The sequence below is a fragment of the Microbacterium sp. ET2 genome (assembly GCF_030347395.1).
Lineage (GTDB): Bacteria > Actinomycetota > Actinomycetes > Actinomycetales > Microbacteriaceae > Microbacterium > Microbacterium albipurpureum.
In genome coordinates, this window is the sequence record NZ_CP128170.1 from 139,147 (window position 1) to 161,672 (window position 22,526).

General features: G+C 69.8%; 22 protein-coding genes and 1 pseudogene. 6 read left to right on the forward strand and 17 right to left on the reverse strand.

Annotated elements, in window-relative coordinates; translation table 11 throughout:
* Window positions 1-15: 15 nt before the first annotated feature.
* On the reverse strand, window positions 16-987 hold the full coding sequence (locus QSU92_RS00665) for a TetR family transcriptional regulator (RefSeq protein ID WP_289264151.1): 972 nt from the start codon (window positions 985-987) through the stop codon (window positions 16-18).
* A 77-nt stretch (window positions 988-1,064) separates the two neighbouring features.
* Here QSU92_RS00665 and lipB point away from each other — a divergent pair, with 77 nt between their 5' ends.
* Both lipB and lipA read left to right on the forward strand, forming a co-directional pair.
* Complete coding sequence (lipB, locus tag QSU92_RS00670) at window positions 1,065-1,700, forward strand: lipoyl(octanoyl) transferase LipB (protein WP_289264153.1); 636 nt, start codon at window positions 1,065-1,067, stop codon at window positions 1,698-1,700.
* Window positions 1,697-2,698, forward strand: a complete 1,002-nt coding sequence (lipA, locus tag QSU92_RS00675; protein WP_289264155.1) for a lipoyl synthase — start codon at window positions 1,697-1,699, stop codon at window positions 2,696-2,698. The genes lipB and lipA overlap by 4 nt, the downstream gene beginning before the upstream one ends.
* A 5-nt stretch (window positions 2,699-2,703) precedes the next feature.
* On the opposite strand, the gene QSU92_RS00680 is transcribed toward lipA, so the two are convergent.
* The 4 genes from QSU92_RS00680 to smc all read right to left on the reverse strand — a co-directional run bounded on the left by QSU92_RS00680 (window position 2,704) and on the right by smc (window position 8,167).
* Window positions 2,704-3,132, reverse strand: a complete 429-nt coding sequence (locus QSU92_RS00680) for an MSMEG_6728 family protein (protein ID WP_289264158.1) — start codon at window positions 3,130-3,132, stop codon at window positions 2,704-2,706.
* Between the two features lie 20 nt (window positions 3,133-3,152).
* Window positions 3,153-3,653: a DUF2004 domain-containing protein gene (locus tag QSU92_RS00685; protein ID WP_289264160.1), complete on the reverse strand. Its 501-nt coding sequence runs from the start codon at window positions 3,651-3,653 to the stop codon at window positions 3,153-3,155.
* Between the two features lie 76 nt (window positions 3,654-3,729).
* Window positions 3,730-4,602: a signal recognition particle-docking protein FtsY gene (gene ftsY, locus QSU92_RS00690; RefSeq protein WP_289264161.1), complete on the reverse strand. Its 873-nt coding sequence runs from the start codon at window positions 4,600-4,602 to the stop codon at window positions 3,730-3,732.
* Window positions 4,603-4,639: 37 nt separating this feature from the next.
* A complete protein-coding gene (smc, locus tag QSU92_RS00695; protein ID WP_289264164.1) occupies window positions 4,640-8,167 on the reverse strand; it encodes a chromosome segregation protein SMC in 3,528 nt (1,175 codons plus the stop codon).
* Between the two features lie 482 nt (window positions 8,168-8,649).
* On the opposite strand from smc, the gene QSU92_RS00700 reads away from it, so the two are divergent.
* Complete coding sequence (locus tag QSU92_RS00700) at window positions 8,650-8,922, forward strand: hypothetical protein (protein WP_289264166.1); 273 nt, start codon at window positions 8,650-8,652, stop codon at window positions 8,920-8,922.
* Between the two features lie 57 nt (window positions 8,923-8,979).
* On the forward strand, window positions 8,980-10,074 hold the full coding sequence (locus tag QSU92_RS00705; RefSeq protein ID WP_289264168.1) for a GNAT family N-acetyltransferase: 1,095 nt from the start codon (window positions 8,980-8,982) through the stop codon (window positions 10,072-10,074).
* Here QSU92_RS00705 and mutM read toward each other — a convergent pair.
* The 7 genes and pseudogenes from mutM to QSU92_RS00740 all read right to left on the reverse strand — a co-directional run bounded on the left by mutM (window position 10,032) and on the right by QSU92_RS00740 (window position 15,961).
* Window positions 10,032-10,952 (reverse strand): bifunctional DNA-formamidopyrimidine glycosylase/DNA-(apurinic or apyrimidinic site) lyase, encoded by a 921-nt coding sequence (gene mutM, locus QSU92_RS00710; RefSeq protein ID WP_289264170.1) that lies wholly within the window; start codon window positions 10,950-10,952, stop codon window positions 10,032-10,034. The two genes, QSU92_RS00705 and mutM, sit on opposite strands and share 43 nt — an antisense overlap.
* Window positions 10,945-11,676: a ribonuclease III gene (rnc, locus tag QSU92_RS00715; protein WP_289264173.1), complete on the reverse strand. Its 732-nt coding sequence runs from the start codon at window positions 11,674-11,676 to the stop codon at window positions 10,945-10,947. The genes mutM and rnc overlap by 8 nt, the downstream gene beginning before the upstream one ends.
* Before the next feature lie 19 nt (window positions 11,677-11,695).
* Window positions 11,696-11,905 (reverse strand): 50S ribosomal protein L32, encoded by a 210-nt coding sequence (gene rpmF, locus QSU92_RS00720; protein WP_019179169.1) that lies wholly within the window; start codon window positions 11,903-11,905, stop codon window positions 11,696-11,698.
* Between the two features lie 2 nt (window positions 11,906-11,907).
* The gene (locus QSU92_RS00725; protein WP_289265975.1) at window positions 11,908-12,486 is read right to left on the reverse strand and encodes a YceD family protein; all 579 of its coding nucleotides are present in this window, start codon (window positions 12,484-12,486) and stop codon (window positions 11,908-11,910) included.
* Between the two features lie 47 nt (window positions 12,487-12,533).
* Window positions 12,534-13,031 (reverse strand): pantetheine-phosphate adenylyltransferase, encoded by a 498-nt coding sequence (gene coaD / locus QSU92_RS00730; protein ID WP_289264184.1) that lies wholly within the window; start codon window positions 13,029-13,031, stop codon window positions 12,534-12,536.
* A 77-nt stretch (window positions 13,032-13,108) separates the two neighbouring features.
* Window positions 13,109-15,314 (reverse strand): annotated as a pseudogene (locus tag QSU92_RS00735) (ATP-dependent DNA helicase RecG).
* A 53-nt stretch (window positions 15,315-15,367) separates the two neighbouring features.
* Window positions 15,368-15,961: a hypothetical protein gene (locus tag QSU92_RS00740; protein ID WP_289264186.1), complete on the reverse strand. Its 594-nt coding sequence runs from the start codon at window positions 15,959-15,961 to the stop codon at window positions 15,368-15,370.
* A gap of 124 nt (window positions 15,962-16,085) precedes the next feature.
* On the opposite strand from QSU92_RS00740, the gene rsmD reads away from it, so the two are divergent.
* A complete protein-coding gene (gene rsmD / locus QSU92_RS00745; RefSeq protein WP_289264188.1) occupies window positions 16,086-16,688 on the forward strand; it encodes a 16S rRNA (guanine(966)-N(2))-methyltransferase RsmD in 603 nt (200 codons plus the stop codon).
* Here the strand turns inward: rsmD and thiL are convergent.
* Window positions 16,658-17,638, reverse strand: coding sequence for a thiamine-phosphate kinase (gene thiL / locus QSU92_RS00750; protein ID WP_289264191.1), 981 nt, complete (start codon window positions 17,636-17,638; stop codon window positions 16,658-16,660). The genes rsmD and thiL overlap by 31 nt on opposite strands.
* Before the next feature lie 41 nt (window positions 17,639-17,679).
* Between thiL and QSU92_RS00755 the strand changes: the two genes are divergently transcribed.
* A complete protein-coding gene (locus QSU92_RS00755) occupies window positions 17,680-18,156 on the forward strand; it encodes a DUF3515 family protein (protein WP_289264193.1) in 477 nt (158 codons plus the stop codon).
* A 42-nt stretch (window positions 18,157-18,198) separates the two neighbouring features.
* On the opposite strand, the gene QSU92_RS00760 is transcribed toward QSU92_RS00755, so the two are convergent.
* From QSU92_RS00760 to murA, 4 genes are read right to left on the reverse strand one after another with little or no spacing between them, the layout of a single operon-like run.
* On the reverse strand, window positions 18,199-19,287 hold the full coding sequence (locus tag QSU92_RS00760; protein ID WP_289264195.1) for a D-alanine--D-alanine ligase family protein: 1,089 nt from the start codon (window positions 19,285-19,287) through the stop codon (window positions 18,199-18,201).
* Complete coding sequence (locus QSU92_RS00765) at window positions 19,187-20,326, reverse strand: NAD(P)H-dependent glycerol-3-phosphate dehydrogenase (RefSeq protein ID WP_289264197.1); 1,140 nt, start codon at window positions 20,324-20,326, stop codon at window positions 19,187-19,189. The genes QSU92_RS00760 and QSU92_RS00765 overlap by 101 nt, the downstream gene beginning before the upstream one ends.
* Window positions 20,316-21,092 carry a lysophospholipid acyltransferase family protein gene (locus QSU92_RS00770; protein WP_289264200.1) on the reverse strand — a complete coding sequence of 259 codons (777 nt, stop codon included), beginning with the start codon at window positions 21,090-21,092 and terminating at the stop codon, window positions 20,316-20,318. The genes QSU92_RS00765 and QSU92_RS00770 overlap by 11 nt, the downstream gene beginning before the upstream one ends.
* Before the next feature lie 4 nt (window positions 21,093-21,096).
* A complete protein-coding gene (gene murA, locus QSU92_RS00775; RefSeq protein WP_289264202.1) occupies window positions 21,097-22,479 on the reverse strand; it encodes a UDP-N-acetylglucosamine 1-carboxyvinyltransferase in 1,383 nt (460 codons plus the stop codon).
* Window positions 22,480-22,526: the final 47 nt, after the last annotated feature.

Below are 22,526 nucleotides of genomic sequence, written 5' to 3' on the forward strand. Positions count from 1 at the left end.
GAGTCAGCGGCGGTGTCACTCGGGGTCGAGCTCCTGGAACACCGTGAGCTGGAGGTCATCCGGCCCTCGGAGTCTTGCGTTCCGGGATCGCCACGGGGTCTGGGCGGGCCGAGCCTCCAAACGCGCGCCGGCGCGCATCAACGCGCCCGCTGCGGCATCCACGTCGTCGACTTCCAGCGCCACCCGCATCCGGTCGCTTTCCCCGCCGCCGGTTTCGACCGCATCGATGAAGCGCACCTGTGCGGCGTTCGCGAGCTCCAGCGTCGCCCGGCCGGCCTCGAGGATCGCCACGCGTGCGCCGTCCGGACCCGCGAACGCCTGGGACTCGGTCATGCCCAGGGTGTCGCGGTAGACGGACAGCGCCCCGTCGAGGTCTGCGGAGCGGACCACCAGCCGGAGCTGGCGCACACCTCCCCGTGGTGCCAGGAGGGGCGCAACGACGCCGACGGCGTCTTCGAGGGTCCGCGAGAGCGAGGTGCGCCCGGGGCCTGCGGCCGCCCATGCGCGCACCGCAGCGAGCACCGCCCCTCCGGCTGCGGATCCGACGACGTCCGCGGCCAGCAGGTCGACCTCGGGCCGCAGTGCAGCGGCCACCGCTCGGCCGATGCGCGCCGTCCGAACCGCCGATTCGCGATCAAGCTCCTCCTCCAGTCCCATCGCCACCGCGTTCGCCATCGCGAGTGCCAGGGTGTCGGGGGCGAATCCCGCCGCGAACGCCTGCAGCGCCGACCGCACATCCGAGGGGGCCGACACCCCCGGACGAAGGCTGGTGCGAAGCGCGTCCACCCGTGCGTCGAAGCTCGACCAGAGGATGTCTGATTTGGACGTGAAGTAATTGAAGAAGCTCGACCGTGAGACGCCCGCCCGCAGGGCGATGTCGACGATGGATGTCGCGTCGTAGCCGCGCTCGAAGAACAGCTCGCACGCGGCCTCAGCGATGGTCTCGGGAGACGAGAGCTTCGGACGTCCGGCTCGCTGCTCTGTCATGTCCTCACCTTAGAACGCGCGGAGTCGACGAACGGGAGGAGTATTGTTGGACGCGGTCCAAGAAGAAAGGCGCGTCTGTGCTCGAAACGATGACGGTGGGGCTGGACCCCGACTTCGTCCCCTACGCCGACGCATGGGACCTGCAGCGACGTGTCCATGCGGAAGTGGTGCGCGCAGAGCGGGGCGACACCCTGCTGCTGCTCGAGCACGAACCGGTGTTCACCGCCGGAAGGCGCACCGAACCGCAGGAGCGCCCCACCGACGGGACGCCGGTCGTCGACGTCGACCGCGGGGGCAAGATCACCTGGCACGGCCCCGGGCAGCTCGTCGGCTACCCGATCGTCCGCCTCCGGGAGCCCGTCGACGTCGTCGCCCACGTCCGGCGCCTCGAGCGCCTCCTCATCACCGCTCTCGCATGCCACGGCGTGGAGGGGTTCCAGGTGGAGGGACGAAGCGGAGTCTGGGTCAGGCGGCCCCTGTCGACCGACAAGGTCGCCGCCATCGGCGTCCGTGTCGAGCGCGGAGTGACCATGCACGGGTTCGCAGTGAACTGCGACAACTCCCTCGCGCCCTTCCGTCAGATCATCCCCTGCGGAATCGCCGACGCCGGAGTCACGACGATCAGCGAGGTCACGGGCGCGGAGGTCTCTCCCCGTGACATCCTTCCGAGCATCACCGAGGTCTTCCTCACCGAGCAGGCGGTGGCGGCATGAGTGCAGCGGCACCGGACGGTCGGCGCCTCCTGCGGCTGGAGGTGCGCAACGCCCAGACCCCGATCGAGCGCAAGCCCGAGTGGATCCGCACGAAGGCCAAGATGGGGCCGGAATACACCGCCCTGCAAGGCCTGGTGAAGGACGAGGGCCTGCACACCGTGTGCCAGGAGGCTGGCTGCCCCAACATCTACGAGTGCTGGGAGGATCGCGAGGCGACCTTCCTCATCGGCGGTTCGCAGTGCACGCGCCGGTGCGACTTCTGCCAGATCGATACGGGCAAGCCCGCGGACTACGACACCGACGAACCCCGGCGCGTCGCGGAGAGCGTGCAGCGTATGCAGCTGCGCTATGCCACGGTCACCGGGGTCGCCCGAGACGACCTACCAGACGGCGGCGCGTGGCTCCACGCCGAGACCGTGCGACGCATCCATGCCGACAACCCCGGAACGGGCGTCGAGATCCTCGCCACGGATTTCAACGGCGTGCCGAGCCTGCTGGCAGAGGTGTTCGACTCCCGCCCGGAGGTCTTCGCCCACAACGTCGAGACGGTGCCCCGCATCTTCAAGCGCATCCGGCCGGCGTTCCGCTACGAGCGTTCCCTCGGCGTTCTGACGAAGGCTCGAGAGGCGGGGCTGATCACCAAGTCGAACCTCATCCTCGGAATGGGTGAGACGACCGGCGAGGTCATCGAGGCGCTGCAGGATCTTCACGAGGCCGGCACCGACATCATCACGATCACGCAGTATCTCCGCCCCTCGCCGCGACACCTCCCGGTGGACCGCTGGGTGAAGCCTGACGAGTTCGTCGCCTTCAAGCAGGCGGCGGAGGAGATCGGCTTCCTCGGTGTCCTGGCGGGACCCCTCGTGCGCTCGTCGTATCGGGCGGGCCGCCTGTGGGCGCAGTCGATGATCTCCAAGGGCCGTGAGATACCTGCCGACCTCGCCCACCTCGCGCGCGATCTCGCCTCGGAGGGGACGTCCTTCGCGCAGGCGGTGTGACTTCCTCAACCGGGCCAGATGTAGGGAAGATCGTCCGGGACGTCACCGAAGAAGGGCCGGTAGTGTTCGGGGTCCTTCCGGATGAGGTTGGAACGGTGCGCAAGATGGAACGCCTCGTCCCCGAGCCAGGGGGGCATCGGGACCGCATCCTGGGCCAGGCCCTCGACCTCGGGCGCGAAGGCGAGGACGAGCGGCCGCACGGTGTCTGATCCCCCGTCGGCGATCCATGTGTCCGCGATGACCAGCCCGTACGCGACCAGGGCCGGGAGGTGGTCGCGCCACATCCGTGCCGCCGGGTGATTCCGCCACCCGTAGTCGGGGATCGTGACGGCGCGGAGCAGCTGCAGGGTCTCCACCCGCTGTTTCCCCAGCCGCCGACGATCGAGGACCCGAGCCGACTCGGCGAACGCCGGGTAGGGAAGGAAGGTTTGCACGAGGGGCCGTGGCGGAGCGGTCAGTCGGCGCTGGTGACGGAGAGCACGTCGCCGGCGGAATCGAGGTTCACGAGAAGCACGTCGTCGGTGGCATCGGGATCCAGCGCGTATTCCAGGACGGCGAACGGGTCGGCCCCGCCGTGCTCGTCGGCGAGGATCGTCATGCTCATCAGCTGGAGCGATCGGATGACGTCGATCCTGATGTCGCCGGAGATGTCGACCAGCAGATTCTCGATGTCCTCCCCCAGCGTCTCCTGCTGCTGGAGGATGTACTCCGTCACCTCGCTGGTGCGATCGTCGAGCTCGGACACCATGCCGTTGCGCGCCGTCCGGTCGATCGCCTCGAGGGACGACACCAGGCTCGCGGCGATGTCGAGGGCGGCCTGGGAGACGTCGTCCTGATCCGGCGCCGTCAGATCCACGGTGACGGACTGGTCCCCGAGCTCGACGTTCTCCGACCAGAAGATCGACCCGTCCGGACCCGACTCGAGGAGTCCGAAGAAGTCGTGCTCGATCGCCATACGCCCATGAAACCAGCCTCCTGGCCGGTGCGATAGACCCGGCCCGCGCGTCGGCCCGATCGGGCGCGGAACCTGCTCAGTCGACGAGGGCTGCGGCGAAGACGTGAGGGGTGAACCCGGTGAGATCACCGATCCCCTCGCCCTGGCCGAGGAGCTTCACGGGGATGCCGGTGCGCTCCTGCACCGCGAGCACGAATCCGCCCTTGGCCGAGCCGTCGAGTTTGGTGAGCACGAGTCCCGTCACGCCGGCGTGCTGCAGGAACGCCTCGGCCTGCATGAGGCCGTTCTGTCCCGTCGTGGCATCCAGAACGAGAAGCACCTCGCTGATCGGCGCCTGCTTCTCGATGACACGACGGATCTTGCCCAGCTCGTCCATGAGACCGCCCTTCGTGTGCAGCCGCCCCGCGGTGTCCACCAGCACGATCTCCGTTCCGGTGCGCTTGGCGTAGTCGATCGTCTGGAACGCCACGGACGCAGGGTCCTGTCCCTCCTGCTGGGGCCGGACGATCGCGGCGCCACCGCGCTCGGCCCAGGTCGCGAGCTGGTCGACCGCGGCCGCGCGGAACGTGTCGGCGGCGCCGACGACCACGGAGCGCCCGTACCGCTGCAGGAATTTGGCGAACTTGCCGATCGTCGTGGTCTTGCCGACGCCGTTGACCCCGACGACGAGGACGACCGCCGGGCGCTCGGTCAAGCGCAGGGTCGTGTCGAAGCGCGCGAAGTGCTCCTCGAGGGTCTCTCTGAGCATCCGCTGCAGATCTCGCGGGTCGGTCGTGCGGTACCGGTCGACCTTCTCCCGGAGCTCGTCGACGATGCGCTCGGTGATGTCGGGACCGAAGTCCGCCGTGAGCAGTGCCGTCTCGAGGTCGTCCCACGTCTGCTCATCGATCGTGGGCTTGACGAACATGCCGCGCAATGCGCGACCCAACGACCAGGAGCTCTCCGCCATGAGACCAGCCTACGGGCGCGGGCGTCGCGGCCACCGCTCAGCTCGCCGCCCGCTCGCCGTCCTCGGCCTCGACCGTCCGACCCAGTCGCTGCCCGACGACGGCCGACACCCCGTCCTGCCGCATCGAGACGCCGTACAGGGCATCGGCGATCTCCATCGTCCGCTTCTGGTGCGTGATGACGATGAGCTGGCTGCTCTCGCGCAGCTGCTCGAACACCCCGAGAAGGCGTCCCAGATTGGCGTCGTCGAGGGCCGCCTCCACCTCGTCGAGGATGTAGAACGGACTCGGGCGCGCCTTGAAGATCGCCACGAGGAGCGCCACCGCCGCCAACGACCGTTCGCCTCCGGAAAGCAGCGACAGCCGTTCGATCTTCTTCCCGACGGGTCGCACCGTCACCTCGATGCCGGTCGTGAGGGCGTCATCGGGCTTGGTCAACTCGATGCTGCCCGAGCCACCGGGGAAGAGGACGGGGAAGACCTCGTCGAACGCGCGCTGGGTGTCGGCGAACGCGTCGAGGAAGATCGTCCGCATCCGTTCGTCGAGCTCCTCGATGATGGTGAGAAGATCCTTGCGGGTGCGGCTCAGGTCATCGAGCTGCTCCGTCAGGAAGGCGTGCCGCTGCTCGAGAGCCGAGAACTCCTCTAGCGCGAGCGGGTTCACACGCCCCAGCTGCGCCAGTTTGCGCTCCGCATCGGCGAGCCGTCGCTGCTGGACAGCGCGGTCGAAGGGGGTGCCCTCCGCGTCGGGGTCATCCGGGTCGGGAACCAGCTGATCGGGACCGTATTCCGAGATGAGAACATCCTCGTCGAGCCCCAGCTCCGACACCGCCCGGTCGCGAAGGGACCCGGCCTGCAGCCGACGTTCGTGGATGCGCAGCTCCAGACTGTGCACGTCCTCGGTCACCGCCGACAGCCGTTCCCTCACTCGCGCGTCCTCCCGGCGCAGATCCGCCAGCTCGGCGGTGACGGCGGTGCGCGCCGTCTCCGCCGCGACGAGCTCATCGCGAGCCTCTGCCAGCGACCGGCCGACGGCGTCGAGGACCGGCGGAATCCTCGCCGCAACGTCCGCGGCGGCGTCGCGCTGCCCCCTGCGGATCACGGCCCGCCGCGCCGCTTCGGCCGCGGCCGCCTGCTCTCGCTCCCGCTGCTTCTCGAGCTGCACGACCCGCGACTCCTGGGCACGGATCCGCTCCTTCAGGGTCTCCACGTCCAGGCGTGCGCGCATCTCGGTCTCTCGCGCGACGTCGAGCGCGGCGAGCAGACCCTCCCGCGCCGACGCGTCGAGAATGGGACGCGGCGATTCCAGGGCCGCGGTCAGCTGCTCGTCGGAGACGCGGGACGCGTCGGACGCGTCATCGACGCCGGCTCGGGCCTGCGCCAGCGCGGACGCCAGACGCTCGCATTCCGCGACCGCCGCCTCGTAGCGCACGGTCGCGCGGTTGACCTGCTCGGCTCGCGCTGAGACGGCCGCGTCGTGGGCCCGCATCGACTCCAGCGCCGATCTCACGCGACGCCGCTTGTCATCGAGGTCGGCGGCGGCTTCCGATCGCGCCTCGCGCAGGGAGTCGACGATCACCGTGAGCTCATCGCGTCGTGCCGCAGCGTCGTCGCGCTCGGCCACGAGCTCGAGCCGGGAACGGGAAGATCCGGAACCCGCTCGCAGCCGATTCACGCGACAGACCTCACCGGCCCGTGTGACGATCGTCGCGTGGGCGAGCCCCGGGTCTGCCAGGAGGCGCTCCGCCTCGTCGAGGTCAGCGGCGATGAGCACCCCCGACAGCAGTGCGCGCACACCGTCGGGGGCCGTCACCACCGCCGCCGCGGTCTGAGTCTTTCCGGTATCCGCCGCGGGCTCAGCCCCCCAGGGCGGGTCTGCCACCACGATGTCCACGGCTCCGGCGTCGTCGGCACGGACCGTCGAGGCCAGCCCGAACCCGGCGGGCAGGTCGTCGACGAGCACCGCTTCAGCGAGCGTCCCGAGCGCGGCGGCGACCGCGGCCTCGTGACCGGCCTCCACGCGGACGAAATCGCCCACCAGGCCGCGGACTCCCGCGCCGCCGCGTGCGACGATGTCAGCAGCAGTGGATCGGATGTCCAGGGCACGGTCGATCGCCGCCGTCTGGGCGGTCAGCGCATCGAGCTCGCGTTCGGCCGAATGCAGGCGTTCGCGCAGTCCGGCCAGCTCCTCGTCTGCGGCGCCCGCCTCTCGCTGGGCCCGTTCGTACTCCGCGGCATGGTCGGCGATCGGCTCATCGTCCTCCGGCCGAACGGAGGCCAGCGCCTGCTCAGCCTCGTCACGCCGGCCGAGGGCGGCCTGCCACGCGCGTTCCTGTCGATCAACGGCGGTGCGCACTGCTGCCAGGGTCGACGCGGCCGTCTCGGCGGCCCCACGCAGCGCCGTGATCCGCATGTCGTGCTGCGAGACCAGCGCGCTCTGCTCCGCGATATCGACGTCGAGGGCGTCGAGCTCGGCGCGAGCTCGGGTCACCTCCCGCGCCGCCGCGGCAGCGTCATCCTGCGCCCCGGCCAGTCCGGCCGCGATCACGTCGATCTCCGTGCGCGCGTGGGCGATCGATTCGGGGGTGACGGTCACGCCACCACGGTCGTCGTCGTGTTCGGCCGAATCAGCCAGGAGCGACATGCGCTGTCCGGCGAGGGCGTAGAGAGATCGGAGCCTCTCCTGCACGCGCTCCAGCCCGTGCACCACGCGCCGGGCCTCATCGACCGCTTCGGACCGCTGATCGCTCTCGAGCCGCTCCATCCGGGCGCGGACACTCTGCGCCTGGTCCTGGAGCACCATCCGCTCGGCCAGGCGTTCCTGCTCGGTGCGCGCGTGCCCCGACAATTCCCGACGAAGGCGCAGCAACTCGTCGGCGAGGAGGCGGGCTCGGGCGTCACGCACCACCGCGGCAATCGTCGCGGCCTCACGCGCCACCTCGGCCTGACGACCGAGCGGTTTGAGCTGGCGGCGCAGCTCTCCGGCGAGGTCGCTCAGGCGGGTGAGGTTGGCCTCCATCGCCTCGAGCTTGCGGAGGGTCTTCTCCTTACGGCGGCGATGCTTCAAGATGCCGGCTGCTTCCTCGATGAAACCGCGGCGGTCCTCAGGCGTGGCCTGCAGCACGGTGTCAAGGCGCCCCTGACCGATGATCACGTGCATCTCGCGGCCGAGACCGGAGTCGCTGAGGAGCTCCTGGACGTCCAGCAGTCGGCACGTCTCGCCGTTGATGGCGTACTCGCTGGCCCCGTTACGGAACAGGGTGCGGCTGATCGACACCTCGGTGTACTCGATGGGGAGAGCGCCGTCGCTGTTGTCGATGGTCAGTCGCACTTCGGCGCGTCCGAGTGGGCCGCGTGTCGCCGTTCCCGCGAAGATGACGTCTTCCATCTTCCCGCCACGGAGGGTCTTCGCGCCCTGCTCCCCCATCACCCACGCCAGAGCGTCGACGACGTTGGACTTGCCCGAGCCGTTCGGGCCGACGATGCACGTCACGCCGGGTTCGAAGGCGAAGGTCGTGGGCTGCGCGAAGGATTTGAACCCTTTCAGCGTCACGCCCTTCAGGTGCATCGTCTACCTCCGGCTTTGCACGCCCGCGGCACGGGGCGGCGCCGCTCAGGCTACCGAACTCCCCCGCCGTTGCCGCTGAGGCGGGCGGGTCGGGGCTGATCCGCCCCGCGACACGCCCGGATTCGGAGCATTTCTGTAAATTCGCTTGACGTCGCTGTCGGGAGCGCGCTAGTGTCACTGCTCGCGTCCGATGTCGAAAGGAGGTCACCGATGATGCACATGATTGATCCGCGCCACACCGCGCGTCGATTCTCACCGCTCACCCCGTCGGTGACCGGATTCGCCGGCGCCTTCACGCCCACCGTCGCCTGAGCGGCGCACGGGACAGGTGTGCCCTTCGGGCACCCGTCCGCTTCTGCTGACCGAGCGAGGCTCTTCGAGCCTCCCGGCAGCGCGCGTCGCTCCGACGCCCCCTCCGCGGCATCTCCGTCCGCGACATCCCGCACTCTCGTGCCCCTGCCTGACGAAAGCGATCACCCGCCATGTCCGTTCCCCTTGTCTCCGTCTTCGACCTCGATGATGACGAGCGACTCCGGCTTTTCGCCGATGCCGATCTCGTCCCGGCCTCCGCAGCCCCCTCGCGCCTCCGACGCGTGGAGCTGCGGCTCGGGCTCTGGCTGCTGCTGCGCGCGGCGCGGCACCAGTCGGCCGCCCGCAGTCGGTCGCACCGGCAGGCCTTCGCCGCCGACCTCGCACGTGCTCACCGTGAACACGCTGCCTGGCGCGAACTCGCCCTCGGCACCGTTCGCGTCTGACTTCTAACCACGGTCCGGAGCCGCCCCGAACGTCTCCGGATCTTCGAAAGGATCACCATGGACACGCACGCACCGACCGGAATCGAGATCCGGCCGCTCGCCATCCCGTCGCGAATCGACGCGGACGGCGCTGAAGACTTCATCGAGATGACTCAGGTGAGGAATCAGGTGTACCGGGAGATCTCCGGCCACGACGATGAACGCATCAGCGCGGCGGAGCTTCTCCCCCACTACCAGCCGGACGCGTACGAAACCCGTCTGATCTGGACCGTCCGCGATGGCGGGCGCGTGGTGGGGCGCTGCGGCGTCGACCTCCCCCACGAGGAGGGATCGACACTGGCCTTCTGGTTGATCGAGCTTCTTCGCGAGGCGTGGGGCCGGGGAACAGGTTCTGCCGCCTACGCCCTCGTCGAGGAGACGGCTCGAGCGCACGGCCGCACCGTGCTGCAGTCGTGGGCGGAGCATCCCGAGGCTCCGGGCCCGCGCCTGGCGGCCCCGACCGGCTTCGGGGACGTCCCCGAGGACCACGCAGCGAGGTTCTTTCTGCGGCACGGATACGCGCTGCAGCAGGTCGAACGCGCCAGCGCCCTCGACCTGCGCGCTGGGTTCGACCGGATCGAGCAGCTCCACCGCGAAGCGCAGAGTGCTGCATCGGACTACCGCGTCGTGCAGTGGTTCGCGCCCACCCCCGCGGAGTGGGTCGACGGCTATGCATGGATGAAGTCGCGCATGTCCACCGATGCCCCGGCGGCCGATCTCGAGTTCGACGAGGAGATCTGGGATGCGGCACGGATCGCGCTGCACGATGCGCGCTACACCGACAGCGGGCGACTGCTTCAGGTGACGGCCGCACAGCACGTCGCGACCGGTGAGCTGTGCGCATTCAACGAGCTGGTCATCGGCGCGGACCGCACGGAAGCCTCTCACCAGGAGGACACGCTCGTTCTGAGGGCGCACCGAGGGCACCGACTCGGGATGCTCGTCAAGTGCGCGGGTCTTCTGTCGTGGCGCGAGGTCGCCCCGCAGTCGCCCCGTGTGCTGACCTACAACGCCGAGGAGAATCGCCCGATGCTCGACATCAATGAGGCGATCGGGTTCCGCCCGATCGCCTATTCCGGCGCCTGGAAGAAGGTCCTCGACGTCGCCGGTTGACATCTCGGGCAGAAGTGGCTCGACCTGTTGGTGAAGGACACGCGGACGATCGGACGGCCGCACCGGGGGCAGGGCTGCCCGGTGCGGCCGTATGCGTTGAGCGAGTGCGCGAAGTAGCCTGCCTGACCGTTGACGTTGACGTATTGCGCGTCGAAGCTCGTGCCGCCTTCGGCCAGCGCCTTCTCGAGCACCGCCCGCACTTCGGCCAGGAGCCGGTTCACCCGCCGGGTGGGCAGTGTGTCGGCGGGTGTCTCGGGATGCAAGCGCGCACCCCACAGCGCCTCGTCGGCGTAGATGTTGCCGATGCCGCTGACGACCGTCTGGTCGAGCATCACGCGCTTGATCGCGGACTTCTTCCGCGCCAGGATGTCGCGGAATCGCCCGGCGCGGAATGCGGGATCGAGGGGGTCTCGCGCGATGTGCGCCACCTGACGCGGGATGCGATCGAGCTCGGACCCGACGCCCCCGGGCGCGCCGTCCGGGGTGGGAAGAAGGGGATCGACGGCGAGCGATCCGAAGGTGCGCTGATCGGCGAACACGACGGCGATCTCACCATGGTCGGGGTGACGGAGTTCGAACCGCACGCGTTCATGGCGCTCGATCGGCGCCCCCGGGGAACGCAGCAGCATCTGTCCGCTCATGCCCAGGTGTCCGACGACTGCCTGGTCGCTGTTCTGGAGCGGGAACCACAGGAACTTCCCGCGGCGAACGGCCGCGTCAACGCGTCGACCGGCGAGCTCTGCTTCGAAGCCGACGGCGTCTCCACCGTGACGGGTCAGTGCGCGCACGTCGTGCACGATGACACCTTCGATGAGAGCGCCGCTCATCGCCGGATCCAGCCCGCGGCGGACCACCTCCACCTCGGGAAGCTCAGGCATCCGCGCCGCGGGCGTCGCTCGGCGTCGACAGCTCACGCCACGCCAGGAGGGCGGCGGCCATCTCGGCGTACTTCTTGCTCGTGCCCGTGCCTCGCGTCTCCACGGCCCCCACGCGGACACGCGCGGTGAACACGCGGTCGTGATCGGGGCCGGTAGCGGAGATCTCGTAGGCGGGTGGGCCGAATCCGCGACGGGCGGCGAGCTCCTGCAGGCTGGTCTTGGGATCGACGGCGGCGCCGTACCGCTCGGGGTCGGCCAGCAGCGGCTCGACGAGCCGCAGCACAAGTGCGGTGGCCGCATCGGGACCGGCGGAGAGGTAGGCGGCGCCGATGACCGCCTCGGTCGCGTCGGCGAGGATCGAATCCTTCTCGCGCCCGCCGGTGAGCTCCTCACCGCGACCGAGCAGGACATGCTCACCCAGGCCGATGCGGCGCGCCACCTCGGCGAGGGCGACGGTCGAGACCACGCTCGCACGCCGCTTGGCCAGCTGCCCCTCTTCGAGGTCGGGATGCCGCGTGTACAGACGGACGGTCACGGCTTGGCCGAGGATGGCGTCTCCGAGGAATTCGAGACGCTCGTTGTGCGGAACCCCGCCGTGTTCGTAGGCCCAGGAGCGATGGGTGAGAGCCAGCAACAGAAGCTCGGGGTCGATGTCGACCCCGAGCTTCTGTGTCAATTCATCCAGCGACGGGCGCGCCGGCGTGGCGTCGGTACGGTGAGTCACCGCGTGCGCAACGGGCTGATCAGACGTCGGCGACCTTGCGGCCCTTGTACTCCAGGAACAGCTCCGTGCCCTGCGAGTCGGTGACGACCTTCGCCTGGTGGGGACGGCTGTAGACGACCTTGCCGTTCTCGATGGTCTTGACCAGCGTGGGGGCCTCGGCCTTCCACTGGGCGCGGCGCGAACGGGTGTTGGAGCGGGAGACCTTCCGCTTCGGGGGGTTACCTGCCATGGCTAGCTCTTCTCTGTGTTCTCAGCGCGAGGCGCTGGGTTCTCGTCACGGTCCTGCTGCCCGGGGGCATTGACCGCGTCGTGGTCGATGTAGTCCTGGAGCGCTGCCCACCGGGGATCGATCGGCTCGGCGTTCGGTTCGGCGTCTGCTGCCCGCCGGACACCCGTGACCGGATCGAGGCCGGGGCAATCCGGCTGACACACCGGCTGGAAGGGAAGCGACAGGACGACCGCATCCCTGACCAGAGTTTCAAGATCCACGTGGTCGTCTTGAACCTCGAAGTCAGTTTCCTCCGACCCAGAATACGCGAAAAGCTCTTGGAACTCGACTTCGACGCCCTCGGCGATATCGCGGAGGCATCGTCCGCAGACGCCGGAGAAGGTGGCGTGCGCCTCGCCCGACGCGAGGATGCCCTCGTGGACCGACTCCAGCCGGACATCCAGCTCCAGCCTCTCGGCCGCCGGGACCGAGACGAGGCCCTCGCCCCACTTCTCCGGGACCGTCAGATCGAGGCGGAACTCGCGCATCTCGCCCGGTCGGCGGACGATGTCTCGCACCGGGATCACGAAAGGTCCGTTCAGCCGTCTGGTCACGGGCGACCATGTTACCCGTCCTCGGAGCGTGCAGCTCAGCCCGACAGGTCGTGGGCGACCAGGAATCGCGCGACGGCGGGCGGAACGAACGGCGACACGTCTCCGCCGAGGGCGGCCACCTGGCGCACGAGAGAGCTCGAGACCATGGCGTGCGCGGGATCGGGAAGAAGGAAGACGGTCTCGACGTGGGCGAGGTGTCGGTTGACGATCGCCATCGGGGTCTCATAGGCCACGTCCACCTGGGAGCGGATCCCCTTGACGAGTACCCCGGCGTCCACGTCGGCGGCGTAATCGACGAGCAGCCCCATGGTCCACGAGGCGATGATCACCTCGCTGTCGATGTCGCTCTCCGCCACCGACTGCTCGAGAAGGGACAATCGCTGCGCGATTGGCAGCATCGCCTCCTTGTCGGGGTTGTGCACCACCAGGACGTGCAGCTGGTCGTACAGTCGCGCCGCGCGGCGGATCACATCGAGGTGCCCCAGTGTCGGCGGGTCGAACGATCCGGGGACGACGGCGATCCTGCTGTTCATGCGACCACCCTATCGACGGGCCGCAGTGCGTTCTCGACACGGCTCACTCCGCGCCGCGAGGCCGGCGACGCGCGCGGTCAGGTCCGTGCGAGTGCAGCGCGCTCGACATTGCCGATCCGCCGCTCGATCGCCGCGGACACAGCCGGATGCCGCATCAGCGCCGGATCCTCAGAGATCACCGTCTCCGCTGCGCGCCGCGCTGCAGCGATGAGGTCGGCGTCGCGGGCCACCCGCAGGAGGCGCAGCGACGATCGCGCACCCGACTGCAGGTCGCCGAGCACGTCGCCCTCGCCACGGAGATCGAGATCGACTTCGGCGAGCTCGAAACCGTCGAGGGTGGCCGCGACCGCCTCGACACGCTGACGGGCGAGCGAGCCGTGCTCGGCTTCGGTGACGAGCAGACACAGGCCCGGCACGCCGCCACGCCCGACGCGTCCCCGCAGCTGGTGCAGCTGAGACACCCCGAAGCGGTCCGCTTCGAGGATGACCATGGTCGACGCATTCGCGACATCGACCCCCACCTCGACGACGGTCGTGGCCACCAGGACGTCGATCTCGCCCCGCGCGAACGACTGCATGATGTCGTCCTTCTGCTCCGAGGGAAGCTTGCCGTGCACCATCGCCACCGTGATGTCCGCGAAGGCGGGGTGACGGGACAGCAGCTCGACGACCTGCACGACGCCCCAGTGGGTGCGGCCGGAGCCCGTGCCCACCGCGCGCGGCGCGACTTTCTCCGCAGCGGGCTCAACGTCCTCGACCCCGTCGGGGATCGGCGCCTGGTCGTCCACCACATCGGCGTCGGCGTCGATCGCCGCGGTGACCACGAACGCCTGCCGGCCCTGGGCGACCTCTTCGGCGACGCGCTCCCAGACCCGCCCGAACCATGAGGGTCGTTCGGCCAGCGGCGCGACGTGCGTGGTGATGCCCGCGCGTCCGGCCGGCATGGACCGGATCGTGGAGACGTCGAGGTCGCCGAACACCGTCATCGCCACGGTGCGCGGAATCGGTGTGGCAGTGAGGACGAGCACGTGCGGCACGGTGCCCTTGGCACGGAGCGCTTCCCGCTGCTCGACCCCGAAGCGGTGCTGCTCGTCGATCACGACCAGTCCGAGGTCGGCGAACGTCGTGGAGTCGCTGAGCAGGGCGTGCGTGCCGACGACGATGCGGGCCTGTCCAGAGGCGGCGCGCAGAGCGGCCCTGCGCCGATCCGCAGCGGCAAGCTGCCCGGTCAGCAGGGTGGGCATGAGCTCGGGCGCAAGCAGCGGACCGAGCATGCGCGCGATCGACCGCACGTGCTGCGCAGCCAGCACCTCCGTGGGCGCGATGAGGGCCGATTGGCCACCCGACTGCGCCACCTGAAGCATCGCCCGCAGCGCGACGAGGGTCTTCCCCGACCCGACCTCGCCCTGGACGAGACGATTCATCGGCCATCCGCCGACGAGGTCACGGGCGATCTGCTCCCCCGCCGCCTCCTGGTCACTGGTCAGGGCGAACGGCAGTCCGGCGTCGAAGCGCTCGAGCAGGTCGCCCGGCGGCCGCGCAGTCGCCGACATCGCGCGTACGAACTGCCGCTGCTGGAACAGCGCCGCCTGGAGGACGAAGGCCTCCTGCATCCGGAGGGTCTCGCGCGCCGCGTCGACCTGCTCGACGAAGTCGGGCCGGTGGATGCGCTCCAGCGCGGTTCGTGCGTCCAGGAGTCCGTGTGCGCGTCGCAGCGGCTCGGGCACCGGGTCGTCGAACGGGTCCAGGACGTCGAGGACGACGCCGACCGTCTTGGCGACGAGGATGCTCGGCACGGACGCAGTGGCGGGGTAGATCGGGATCGGGAGGTGCGCGGTGGCCTCCGCGGTCATCCGCGCGGTCTCCTCGTCGTCGAAGAGCCTCGTACACCGGGTGGGCGAGCTGGAAATGGCCGCGGTACTCGCTGACCTTTCCTGCGAAGATGCCGCGGCGGCCGGGGGTCAGATCACCGAGACGCCATTTCTGGTTGAAGAAGGTCAGCGTCAGTGTGCCGTTGCCGTCGCTGATCTTGGCCTCGACGAGGGATCCGCGCCGATTCCGCATCGGGCGATCGGTGACGCTCTGGACCTCCGCGACGATCGTCACCGGTTCGCCCAGGGGCAGGGAGGCGATCGGCGTCAGCTCCCCGCGGAGCGCGTATCGACGCGGATAGTGCGACAGCAGATGCTCGACCGTGCGCATCCCGAACGCGCGCTCGAACAGCTTGGCGGTCTTGCCGCCCACGACCGCGTCCAGGCGCGACTCGAGTGCGATGGACGGCATACCTCGAGTGTAGGGAGCGCCGCCGACAGCGACCCTCCTCCCGGTGATCGTGTTCAGCCGAAGATCTGCGACGCGATGTCCGAGAGGAACGCCCGCCCGTTGCGGTTGACCGGCGCGTAGTAGATCCAGACGTCGTCCCGCGCGACGACGAACTCCTCGGTGTCCGGGCCCGAGCCGGGGAGTTCGCAGAACTGGGCACCGAAGTCATCGGCGACCTGGCAGCTGTATCCCTCTTCGGGCAGCGCCGCGACGGCGGCAGTGACCGCGTCAGGAGCTGCCGTGCTGATCAGCACGAGCAGCCCCGTGGCATCACCGACGATCCAGTCGCACCCGAGCTGGAGCGTCGCTCCCTCCGGCGCTGGGCGCACGAACCCCTGACCGTCGCTTTGGAGCGTCATATCGCCGACCATCTCCTGGCGCGACTCCTCGCTCCCCAGCTCGTTGCAGTCCGTGGGGATCGACGCGGTCGCCGTCGGGGACTCGCTGGGCGACTCGCTGGGCGACTCGGTCGGCGACGTGCTCGGCTCGCTGGTCTGGGTCGGGGTGGACGGCGTCGTCGGAGCAGGCTCGGGCGCGCAGCCGGCCAACAGGGTGAGAGCGAGGGCCACGGCGGCGATCGCGGTGAGGGAACGGTGGCGCTGAGACATCGACGGCTCCTGCAGGCGAGGACGGGATGCGGGCGAACACCGCCCGGCACGCGTCATCCTAGGGACAGCCGGGCCGACGCCGCCGCAGGCGGAGTGTCGTGTCGCGATCGGTATCGTGGAGCAGGTGACCCGCATCATCTCCGGACGGGCAGGCTCCCTCACCCTCGACGTTCCCGATGCCGGGACACGGCCGACGAGCGACCGGGTCCGCGAGTCGCTCTTCAACGCGCTGAGCGCGTCCGACCTCCTCCGCGGCGCCAGGGTGCTGGATCTCTACGCGGGTTCGGGCGCGCTCGGGCTCGAGGCGGCCAGTCGCGGCGCGCTGACGGTCGACCTCGTCGAGAAGGCCCCGCGCGCGGCGACGGTGATCCGCAGGAACGTCACCCGCGTCCGTTCCGCGCTTCGCGGCGAGCCGGATGCCGCCCGGATCGCCGTCCACCGCACGGCCGTCGAGGCATACCTGCGCTCGGCGCCCGTCGCCGTCTTCGATCTGGTCTTCCTCGACCCCCCGTACGACCTCTCCGACGCCGACCTCGGCGCAGCCCTGGAGCTCCTCGTTCCCGCCCTTTCCCCGCAGGCCACAGTCATCGTCGAACGCGCTGCAAGGTCAGGGGCACCGTCGTGGCCCACGGGTCTGACGCCCGAACGCGACCGCCGCTACGGAGACACCGCGCTGTGGTGGGCCACCCGCGACGCTCACCCCGAGCCCGTGTCCCAGTCGCGGTAGGGATCCCAGCCGCCCTTCCCGTCATACGGCTCCCCGTCGACGAGGACCGGATCCTCCCCCGCGACGCCGACGCTCCCGATGACCCGGAATCCGGGCGCGGGTCCGACCGCCGCCGGGAAGGTCGCCAGGAGGGCATGGTCTTCCCCGCCCGCCAGCGCATCCGCCGGGTGGGGCCCGAGCGCAGTGGTCCGAAGCTCGAGGGTCACGTCGGAGGCGCGGGCGAGCCGGCCGGCATCCAGTGCCAGTCCATCCGAGACGTCCATCATCGCCGTCGCACCATGCGTCGCCGCACGCGCACCCGCCGCGATCGGCGGACGCGGTCGCAGCTGGGCATCCACGAGCGCGGCGTCGTCTCCGGGCAGCGGGGCGATCGGAACCGGCCGTCCATCCACGCAGAACCGGCCGAAGAGGATCGCCAGGCCCTGCGCCGCCTTTCCCAGTTCCCCGCAGACCGCCACCACGTCGCCCGGGCGTGCACCGCTGCGCGTCACCGGTTCGGCGCCGTCGAGCACCCCGAGGGCCGTCATCGCGATCGTCAGCGTGTCCGAGACGGTGAGGTCTCCTCCCTCGACCGCGGCGCCGGGCGCCAGCTCGTCGCATCCGGCTCGCAGGCCCTCGGCGAGGCCCTCCACGAAGGAGACCGGCGTGTGATCGGGCATCGCGAGCGCCACGAGAAGAGCCGTGGGTCGCGCGCCCATCGCCGCGATATCGGCGAGATTGACCGCGGCCGCCTTCCACCCGAGATCCCACGCCGACGACCAGGCGAGGCGGAAGTCGGGGCCGTGGACGAGCGTGTCGACGCTCGCCACGATCCGCCCTCCGGGCGCAGCGAGCACCGCGGCGTCGTCGCCGGGGCCGAGGAGCGCCCGAGACGGAGGGAAGCGGCCGAGGATGCGAGCGAGGATCTCGCCCTCGGTCAGGTCGCCGACGACGGGGTCCGGAGCACTCACCCTCTCACCGTACCCACCGGCGACGCGCGTAACCTGGTCGGGTGCGTTCTCCCCGTCGACGTCTGCCCTTCCTCGCGCTCGCGGTCGGCGCCGCACTGACGCTGACGGCGTGCACGGCTACGGTGTCGGTTCCGGCCGCCGACGGCGCTGACGACCCGCTGTGCGCCGAGGTGACGGTCCGCCTCCCCGACGCGGTCGACGGGCAGGAGCGGCGGTGGACCGATGCCCAGGCGACCGGGGCGTGGGGCACGCCGGCCTCCGTCATCCTCACGTGCGGAGTCGAGCCGCCGGGCCCGACGGAGGCGCGCTGCATCACCATCGGCGGGGTGGACTGGATCGTCGATGAGAGCGATCCGCCCCGCTATCTCATCCGCAGTTACGGACGTACGCCCGCGGTCGAGGTGTACGCCGACAACAGCGTCGTCTCCCCCAACGAGGTGCTGTCCGCTCTCGGACCGATCGTGTCGCAGCTTCCCCGCGACGCCGAGTGCACCTCGACCGAGACGCTCCTGGACTGAGGAGCGCCGCGGAGGATCACGCCGCCACCGGACGGATGCCGCTCAGCGGCGTTCGCGCGCGGTGTCGACGAGCTCGCCGATGAGTTCGGGGTAGGTCATCCCGGAGGCGATCCAGCACTTGGGGAACATCGAGATCGGCGTGAACCCCGGCATCGTGTTCAGCTCGTTGACGTACAGGCCGTCCGCGGCGAGGAAGAAGTCCACCCGCGCGAGCCCGCGTCCGCCGACCGCCTCGAAAGCCCGCACTCCGAGGTCCTGGACGGCACGGATCTCCTCGTCCGTCAGTGCGGCGGGGCACACCACCTCGGCCCCGTCACCGCCGAGGTACTTGCCCTCGAAGTCGTAGAACTCTCGCGTGGTGAGCACGATCTCGCCAGGCAGCGAGGCGCGCGGCGCCGCACCGCGACGCCCCTCGAGGATCGCCACTTCGATCTCGCGTCCGACGATGGCGACCTCGACGAGCACCTTGTCGTCCTCGGCGAAGGCCTTCCGCAGCGCGGACTCGAGCTCCGCATCATCCCTGACCTTCGACACGCCGACGCTCGAACCCGCCCGCGCGGGCTTGACGAAGACGGGATAGCCCAGCGCCGCAGCCTCCCCGCGCACCGCCTGCTCCTCCCGCTCCCACCGAGCGGGGGTCACGGTCGCCCACGGCGCCACCGGGATTCCCGCGGACTGCAGCACGATCTTCATGAAGTGCTTGTCCATGCACAGCGCCGAGTCCAGCACCCCACCCCCCGCATAGGGCAGGTCGAGCGTGTCGAGGAAACCCTGCACCGTGCCGTCCTCGCCGTGGACGCCGTGCAGGATCGGCAGGACGACGTCGACGCCGCCGAGGTCGTCGACGGTGTCGTCGGAGCGTCGCACCCGGAGCCGTCGGTCGCCGCCGGCCTCAGGCCACAGGACGCGCGTGCCGTTGTCGATGACCTCGGGCAGACGCTCGGCATCCAGGGCGAAACGATCGGGGTCGTCGACCTCGAGCACGAACGCTCCCGATCGGGTGATTCCGACCGGGATCACCCGGTAGCGATCACGGTCGATCGCCCGCAGCACTCCCCCCGCCGTAGCGGAGCTGATCGAGTGCTCGCTGGATCGACCGCCAAACAGCACCACCACCGCGGGCTTGTCCATTCCTGGTCCTCTCCCCTTGGGGTTCGTCATCGTCATCGGTCGTCAGGTGCGGTGCGATCTCGCGGGGGTCCATCGTGCCGTCGAGCACCCGCTTGACCTGTTCCACGATCGGCATGTCGACATCGGCTTCACGGGCGAGCTGGAGGATGGGCGCGACCGAGGCCAGCCCCTCCGCAGTCTGCTCCATCTGCTTCACCATGTCCTGGAAGCTGTACCCCTGACCCAGCAGTCGCCCGGCGGTGTTGTTGCGACTGAGCGGCGACTGGCACGTGGCGATGAGGTCGCCGAGGCCCGCCAATCCCTGCAGCGTCTCGGGGTGTGCGCCCTGTGCGACGGCGAAGTCGGTCATCTCCACGAGGCCGCGGGTGATGATCGACGCCTTCGTGTTCTCGCCGTACCCGACGCCGTCGACGATCCCGATCGCCACCGCGATCAGGTTCTTCAGCACCCCGCCGAACTCGGTGCCGATGACGTCGGTGTTCACGAAGGACCGGAAGTAGCCGTTGCGCGCACGCCGCGCGACGGCGTCGGCGGTCTCCTGGCTCAGCGAGGAGATCACGGCGGCCGTCGGCTGCTCGCGGGCGATCTCCAGGGCCAGATTGGGTCCGGATGCGACGGCGATACGGGCGGGGTCGCAGTGCAGCTCCTGCTGGATCACCTGGCTCATCCGCAGCCCCGTGCGCCGCTCGACACCCTTCATGAGCGAGACCACGGGCGCGTCACCGGCCGAGATCAGCGGCCGTACCGCTTTGAGGTTCTCACGCAGCGCCTGGCTCGGCACCGACAGGAAGATCTGCTCGGCCCCCTCCAGCGCCTCGGAGAGGTGCGGAGTCGCCATCATCGCACGCGGCAGGTTGATGCCCGGCAGGTACTGGCTGTTGCGCTTGGCCTCGTTGATCTCGTGGGCCAGCTCCGGTCGCCGAGCCCACATCATGACGTTCGCGCCGCCGTCGGCGAGGATCTTCCCGAACGTGGTGCCCCAGCTCCCGGCCCCCACGACCGCGACCCGCGGACGATCGGCGTCCTGCCTACGGCTCAAGACGCCCCGTCTCCTTCTGCCCGTGCGCGGACGGGTTCCATCTCTCCGCGGGTGCGGGCAGACCCCGCAGGTTCGAGAGCAGCTCGGAGATCCGCCCCATCAGCACGTCGGTCGCCGCGACGAGGGTCGACGGCTGCGTCTGGGTGGCGGAGTAGGCGGAGAGGTCGATCGGCTCGCCGAAGACCACGCGCACACGGCGGCGGAGCGGCCAGAGCCGGAGCTTGCCGTACCTCGGGAGGATCTCCTGCGCTCCCCAGTGGGCGACCGGGATGAGCGGGATGTCGCCGGCCAGCGCCAGGCGCACGGCACCGGTCTTCCCCCGCATCGGCCACATGTCGGGGTCGCGGGTGAGGGAGCCCTCCGGATACACGATCACGCCTCTGCCGTGCTCGACGAGCATCCGGGAACCCTCGATCGTCTGACGCGCTCCGCCGGCCGATGAGGACCGGGCGACGGGCACCATTCCGGTCGCCCGCAGAACGGCGCCGAGTACCGGAACCCGGAACAGGCTCTCCTTGGCCATGAACCGCGGGGCCCGTCCCCTGCGCCACACGGCTACCGCGACGACCAGTGGATCGATCTCACTGCAGTGGTTGGGGGCGAGCACATACGCGCCGTGGCGCGGAAGGTTCTCACCGCCCTCGACCTCGACGCGGGCGAGCAGTCCCATCGCGGGGACGATGACGGCGGCGAGCAGCCAGAAGACGCTCGGACGTCGTTTCTCGTCGGCGCCGGATCCCGGGGCCTGCGGGCTAGGAGCGCTCACCGGATCACCCGATGACGCGGAAGTCGGCGCCGAGGGCGTCGAGCTTGGCGAAGAACTTCTCGTAGCCGCGTCGGATGATCCCGACGTTGCGGACCGTCGATTCGCCTTCCGCCGCCAGGGCCGCGATCACGTAGCTGTATCCGCCGCGAAGGTCGGGCACCACGACGTCGGCACCGCGCAGCGGAGTGGGACCGTTGATGACGGCGGCCTGCTCGAGGGCGCGGCGGGGGACGCGGCGACCCGGCATGTCCAGTCCCTGCGGGTGCACCTGGATGTCGGCGCCCATCTTGTTCAGCGCCGCGGTGAACCCCAACCGGTTCTCGTACACCGTCTCGTGGACGACGGACTGCCCCTCGGCCTGCGTGAGGGCGACGATGAGCGGCTGCTGCCAGTCCGTCATGAACCCCGGGTGAACGTCCGTCTCGACCATCACGGGCCGGAGGGCCTCGCCCCGGCGGAACCGGATGCCGTCCTCACGGACGTCGAAGGACCCTCCCGCCTTGCGGAAGACGTTGAGGAACGTGAGCATCTCCTGCTGACGAGCACCGGAGACGAAGATGTCGCCGTCGGTGGCGAGGGCCGCACACGCCCACGAAGCGGCCTCGTTGCGGTCGAAGATGCACCGGTGGTCGTAGCCGCTGAGGTTCGGGACCCCTTCGATCAGGATGACGCGGTTGGGCTCGTAGGAGATGATCGCGCCCATCTTCTGCAGCACCGCGATGAGATCCATGATCTCCGGCTCGATCGCGGCGTTGCGCAGCTCTGTGATGCCGCGTGCGCGGACGGCTGTGAGGAGCACCTGCTCCGTCGCACCGACACTCGGGTACGGCAGCTCGATGTTGGCCCCGTGCAGCCCGTCGGGGGCTGACAGACGGATTCCGCTCGGCAGCTTCTCCACGACCGCGCCGAAATTGCGAAGCGCGTCGAGGTGGAAGTTGATCGGCCGATCTCCGATGCGGCATCCGCCGAGGTCGGGGATGAACGCCTGTCCCAGCAGGTGCAGGAGTGGACCGCAGAAGAGGATCGGGATGCGCGACGCGCCGGCGTGGGCGTCGATCTCCTCCATGTGCGCGGACACCGCTTCGCGGGGGTCGAAATGCAGGGTGCCGGGCTCCTCGCCGTCATCCACTCGGACGCCGTGCGCCTCCAGGAGCGAACGGACGACCTTCACGTCGCTGATGTCGGGCACGTCACGCAGGACGCTCACACTGTCACCGAGGAGGGCGGCGACCATCGCCTTGGTGGCGAGGTTCTTGGCCCCCTTGACGTCGACCCGGCCCCGCAGCGGTCGTCCGCCGCGGATGCTGAGGACCTCTCCGGTCGCTTCGGTCACGGCGATCTCATGCTCCCCCGTGGGGGATCCCGCATCGCTGAGAAGGGTCTTCATCCGGTGGTCCTCACTTCGGTGTCATCGAGGGTGTGGCGAGGGCTGAC

Bases quoted from the DNA above. Each gene is read 5' to 3' on its own strand.
- QSU92_RS00665 (WP_289264151.1), bottom strand. From the start codon at position 987: ATGACAGAGCAGCGAGCCGGACGTCCGAAGCTCTCGTCTCCCGAGACC.
- lipA (WP_289264155.1), top strand. From the start codon at position 1,697: ATGAGTGCAGCGGCACCGGACGGTCGGCGCCTCCTGCGGCTGGAGGTG.
- QSU92_RS00685 (WP_289264160.1), bottom strand. From the start codon at position 3,653: ATGGCGATCGAGCACGACTTCTTCGGACTCCTCGAGTCGGGTCCGGAC.
- ftsY (WP_289264161.1), bottom strand. From the start codon at position 4,602: ATGGCGGAGAGCTCCTGGTCGTTGGGTCGCGCATTGCGCGGCATGTTC.
- smc (WP_289264164.1), bottom strand. From the start codon at position 8,167: ATGCACCTGAAGGGCGTGACGCTGAAAGGGTTCAAATCCTTCGCGCAG.
- QSU92_RS00700 (WP_289264166.1), top strand. From the start codon at position 8,650: ATGTCCGTTCCCCTTGTCTCCGTCTTCGACCTCGATGATGACGAGCGA.
- QSU92_RS00705 (WP_289264168.1), top strand. From the start codon at position 8,980: ATGGACACGCACGCACCGACCGGAATCGAGATCCGGCCGCTCGCCATC.
- mutM (WP_289264170.1), bottom strand. From the start codon at position 10,952: ATGCCTGAGCTTCCCGAGGTGGAGGTGGTCCGCCGCGGGCTGGATCCG.
- rpmF (WP_019179169.1), bottom strand. From the start codon at position 11,905: ATGGCAGGTAACCCCCCGAAGCGGAAGGTCTCCCGCTCCAACACCCGT.
- coaD (WP_289264184.1), bottom strand. From the start codon at position 13,031: ATGAACAGCAGGATCGCCGTCGTCCCCGGATCGTTCGACCCGCCGACA.
- QSU92_RS00740 (WP_289264186.1), bottom strand. From the start codon at position 15,961: ATGTCTCAGCGCCACCGTTCCCTCACCGCGATCGCCGCCGTGGCCCTC.
- QSU92_RS00760 (WP_289264195.1), bottom strand. From the start codon at position 19,287: ATGGACAAGCCCGCGGTGGTGGTGCTGTTTGGCGGTCGATCCAGCGAG.
- murA (WP_289264202.1), bottom strand. From the start codon at position 22,479: ATGAAGACCCTTCTCAGCGATGCGGGATCCCCCACGGGGGAGCATGAG.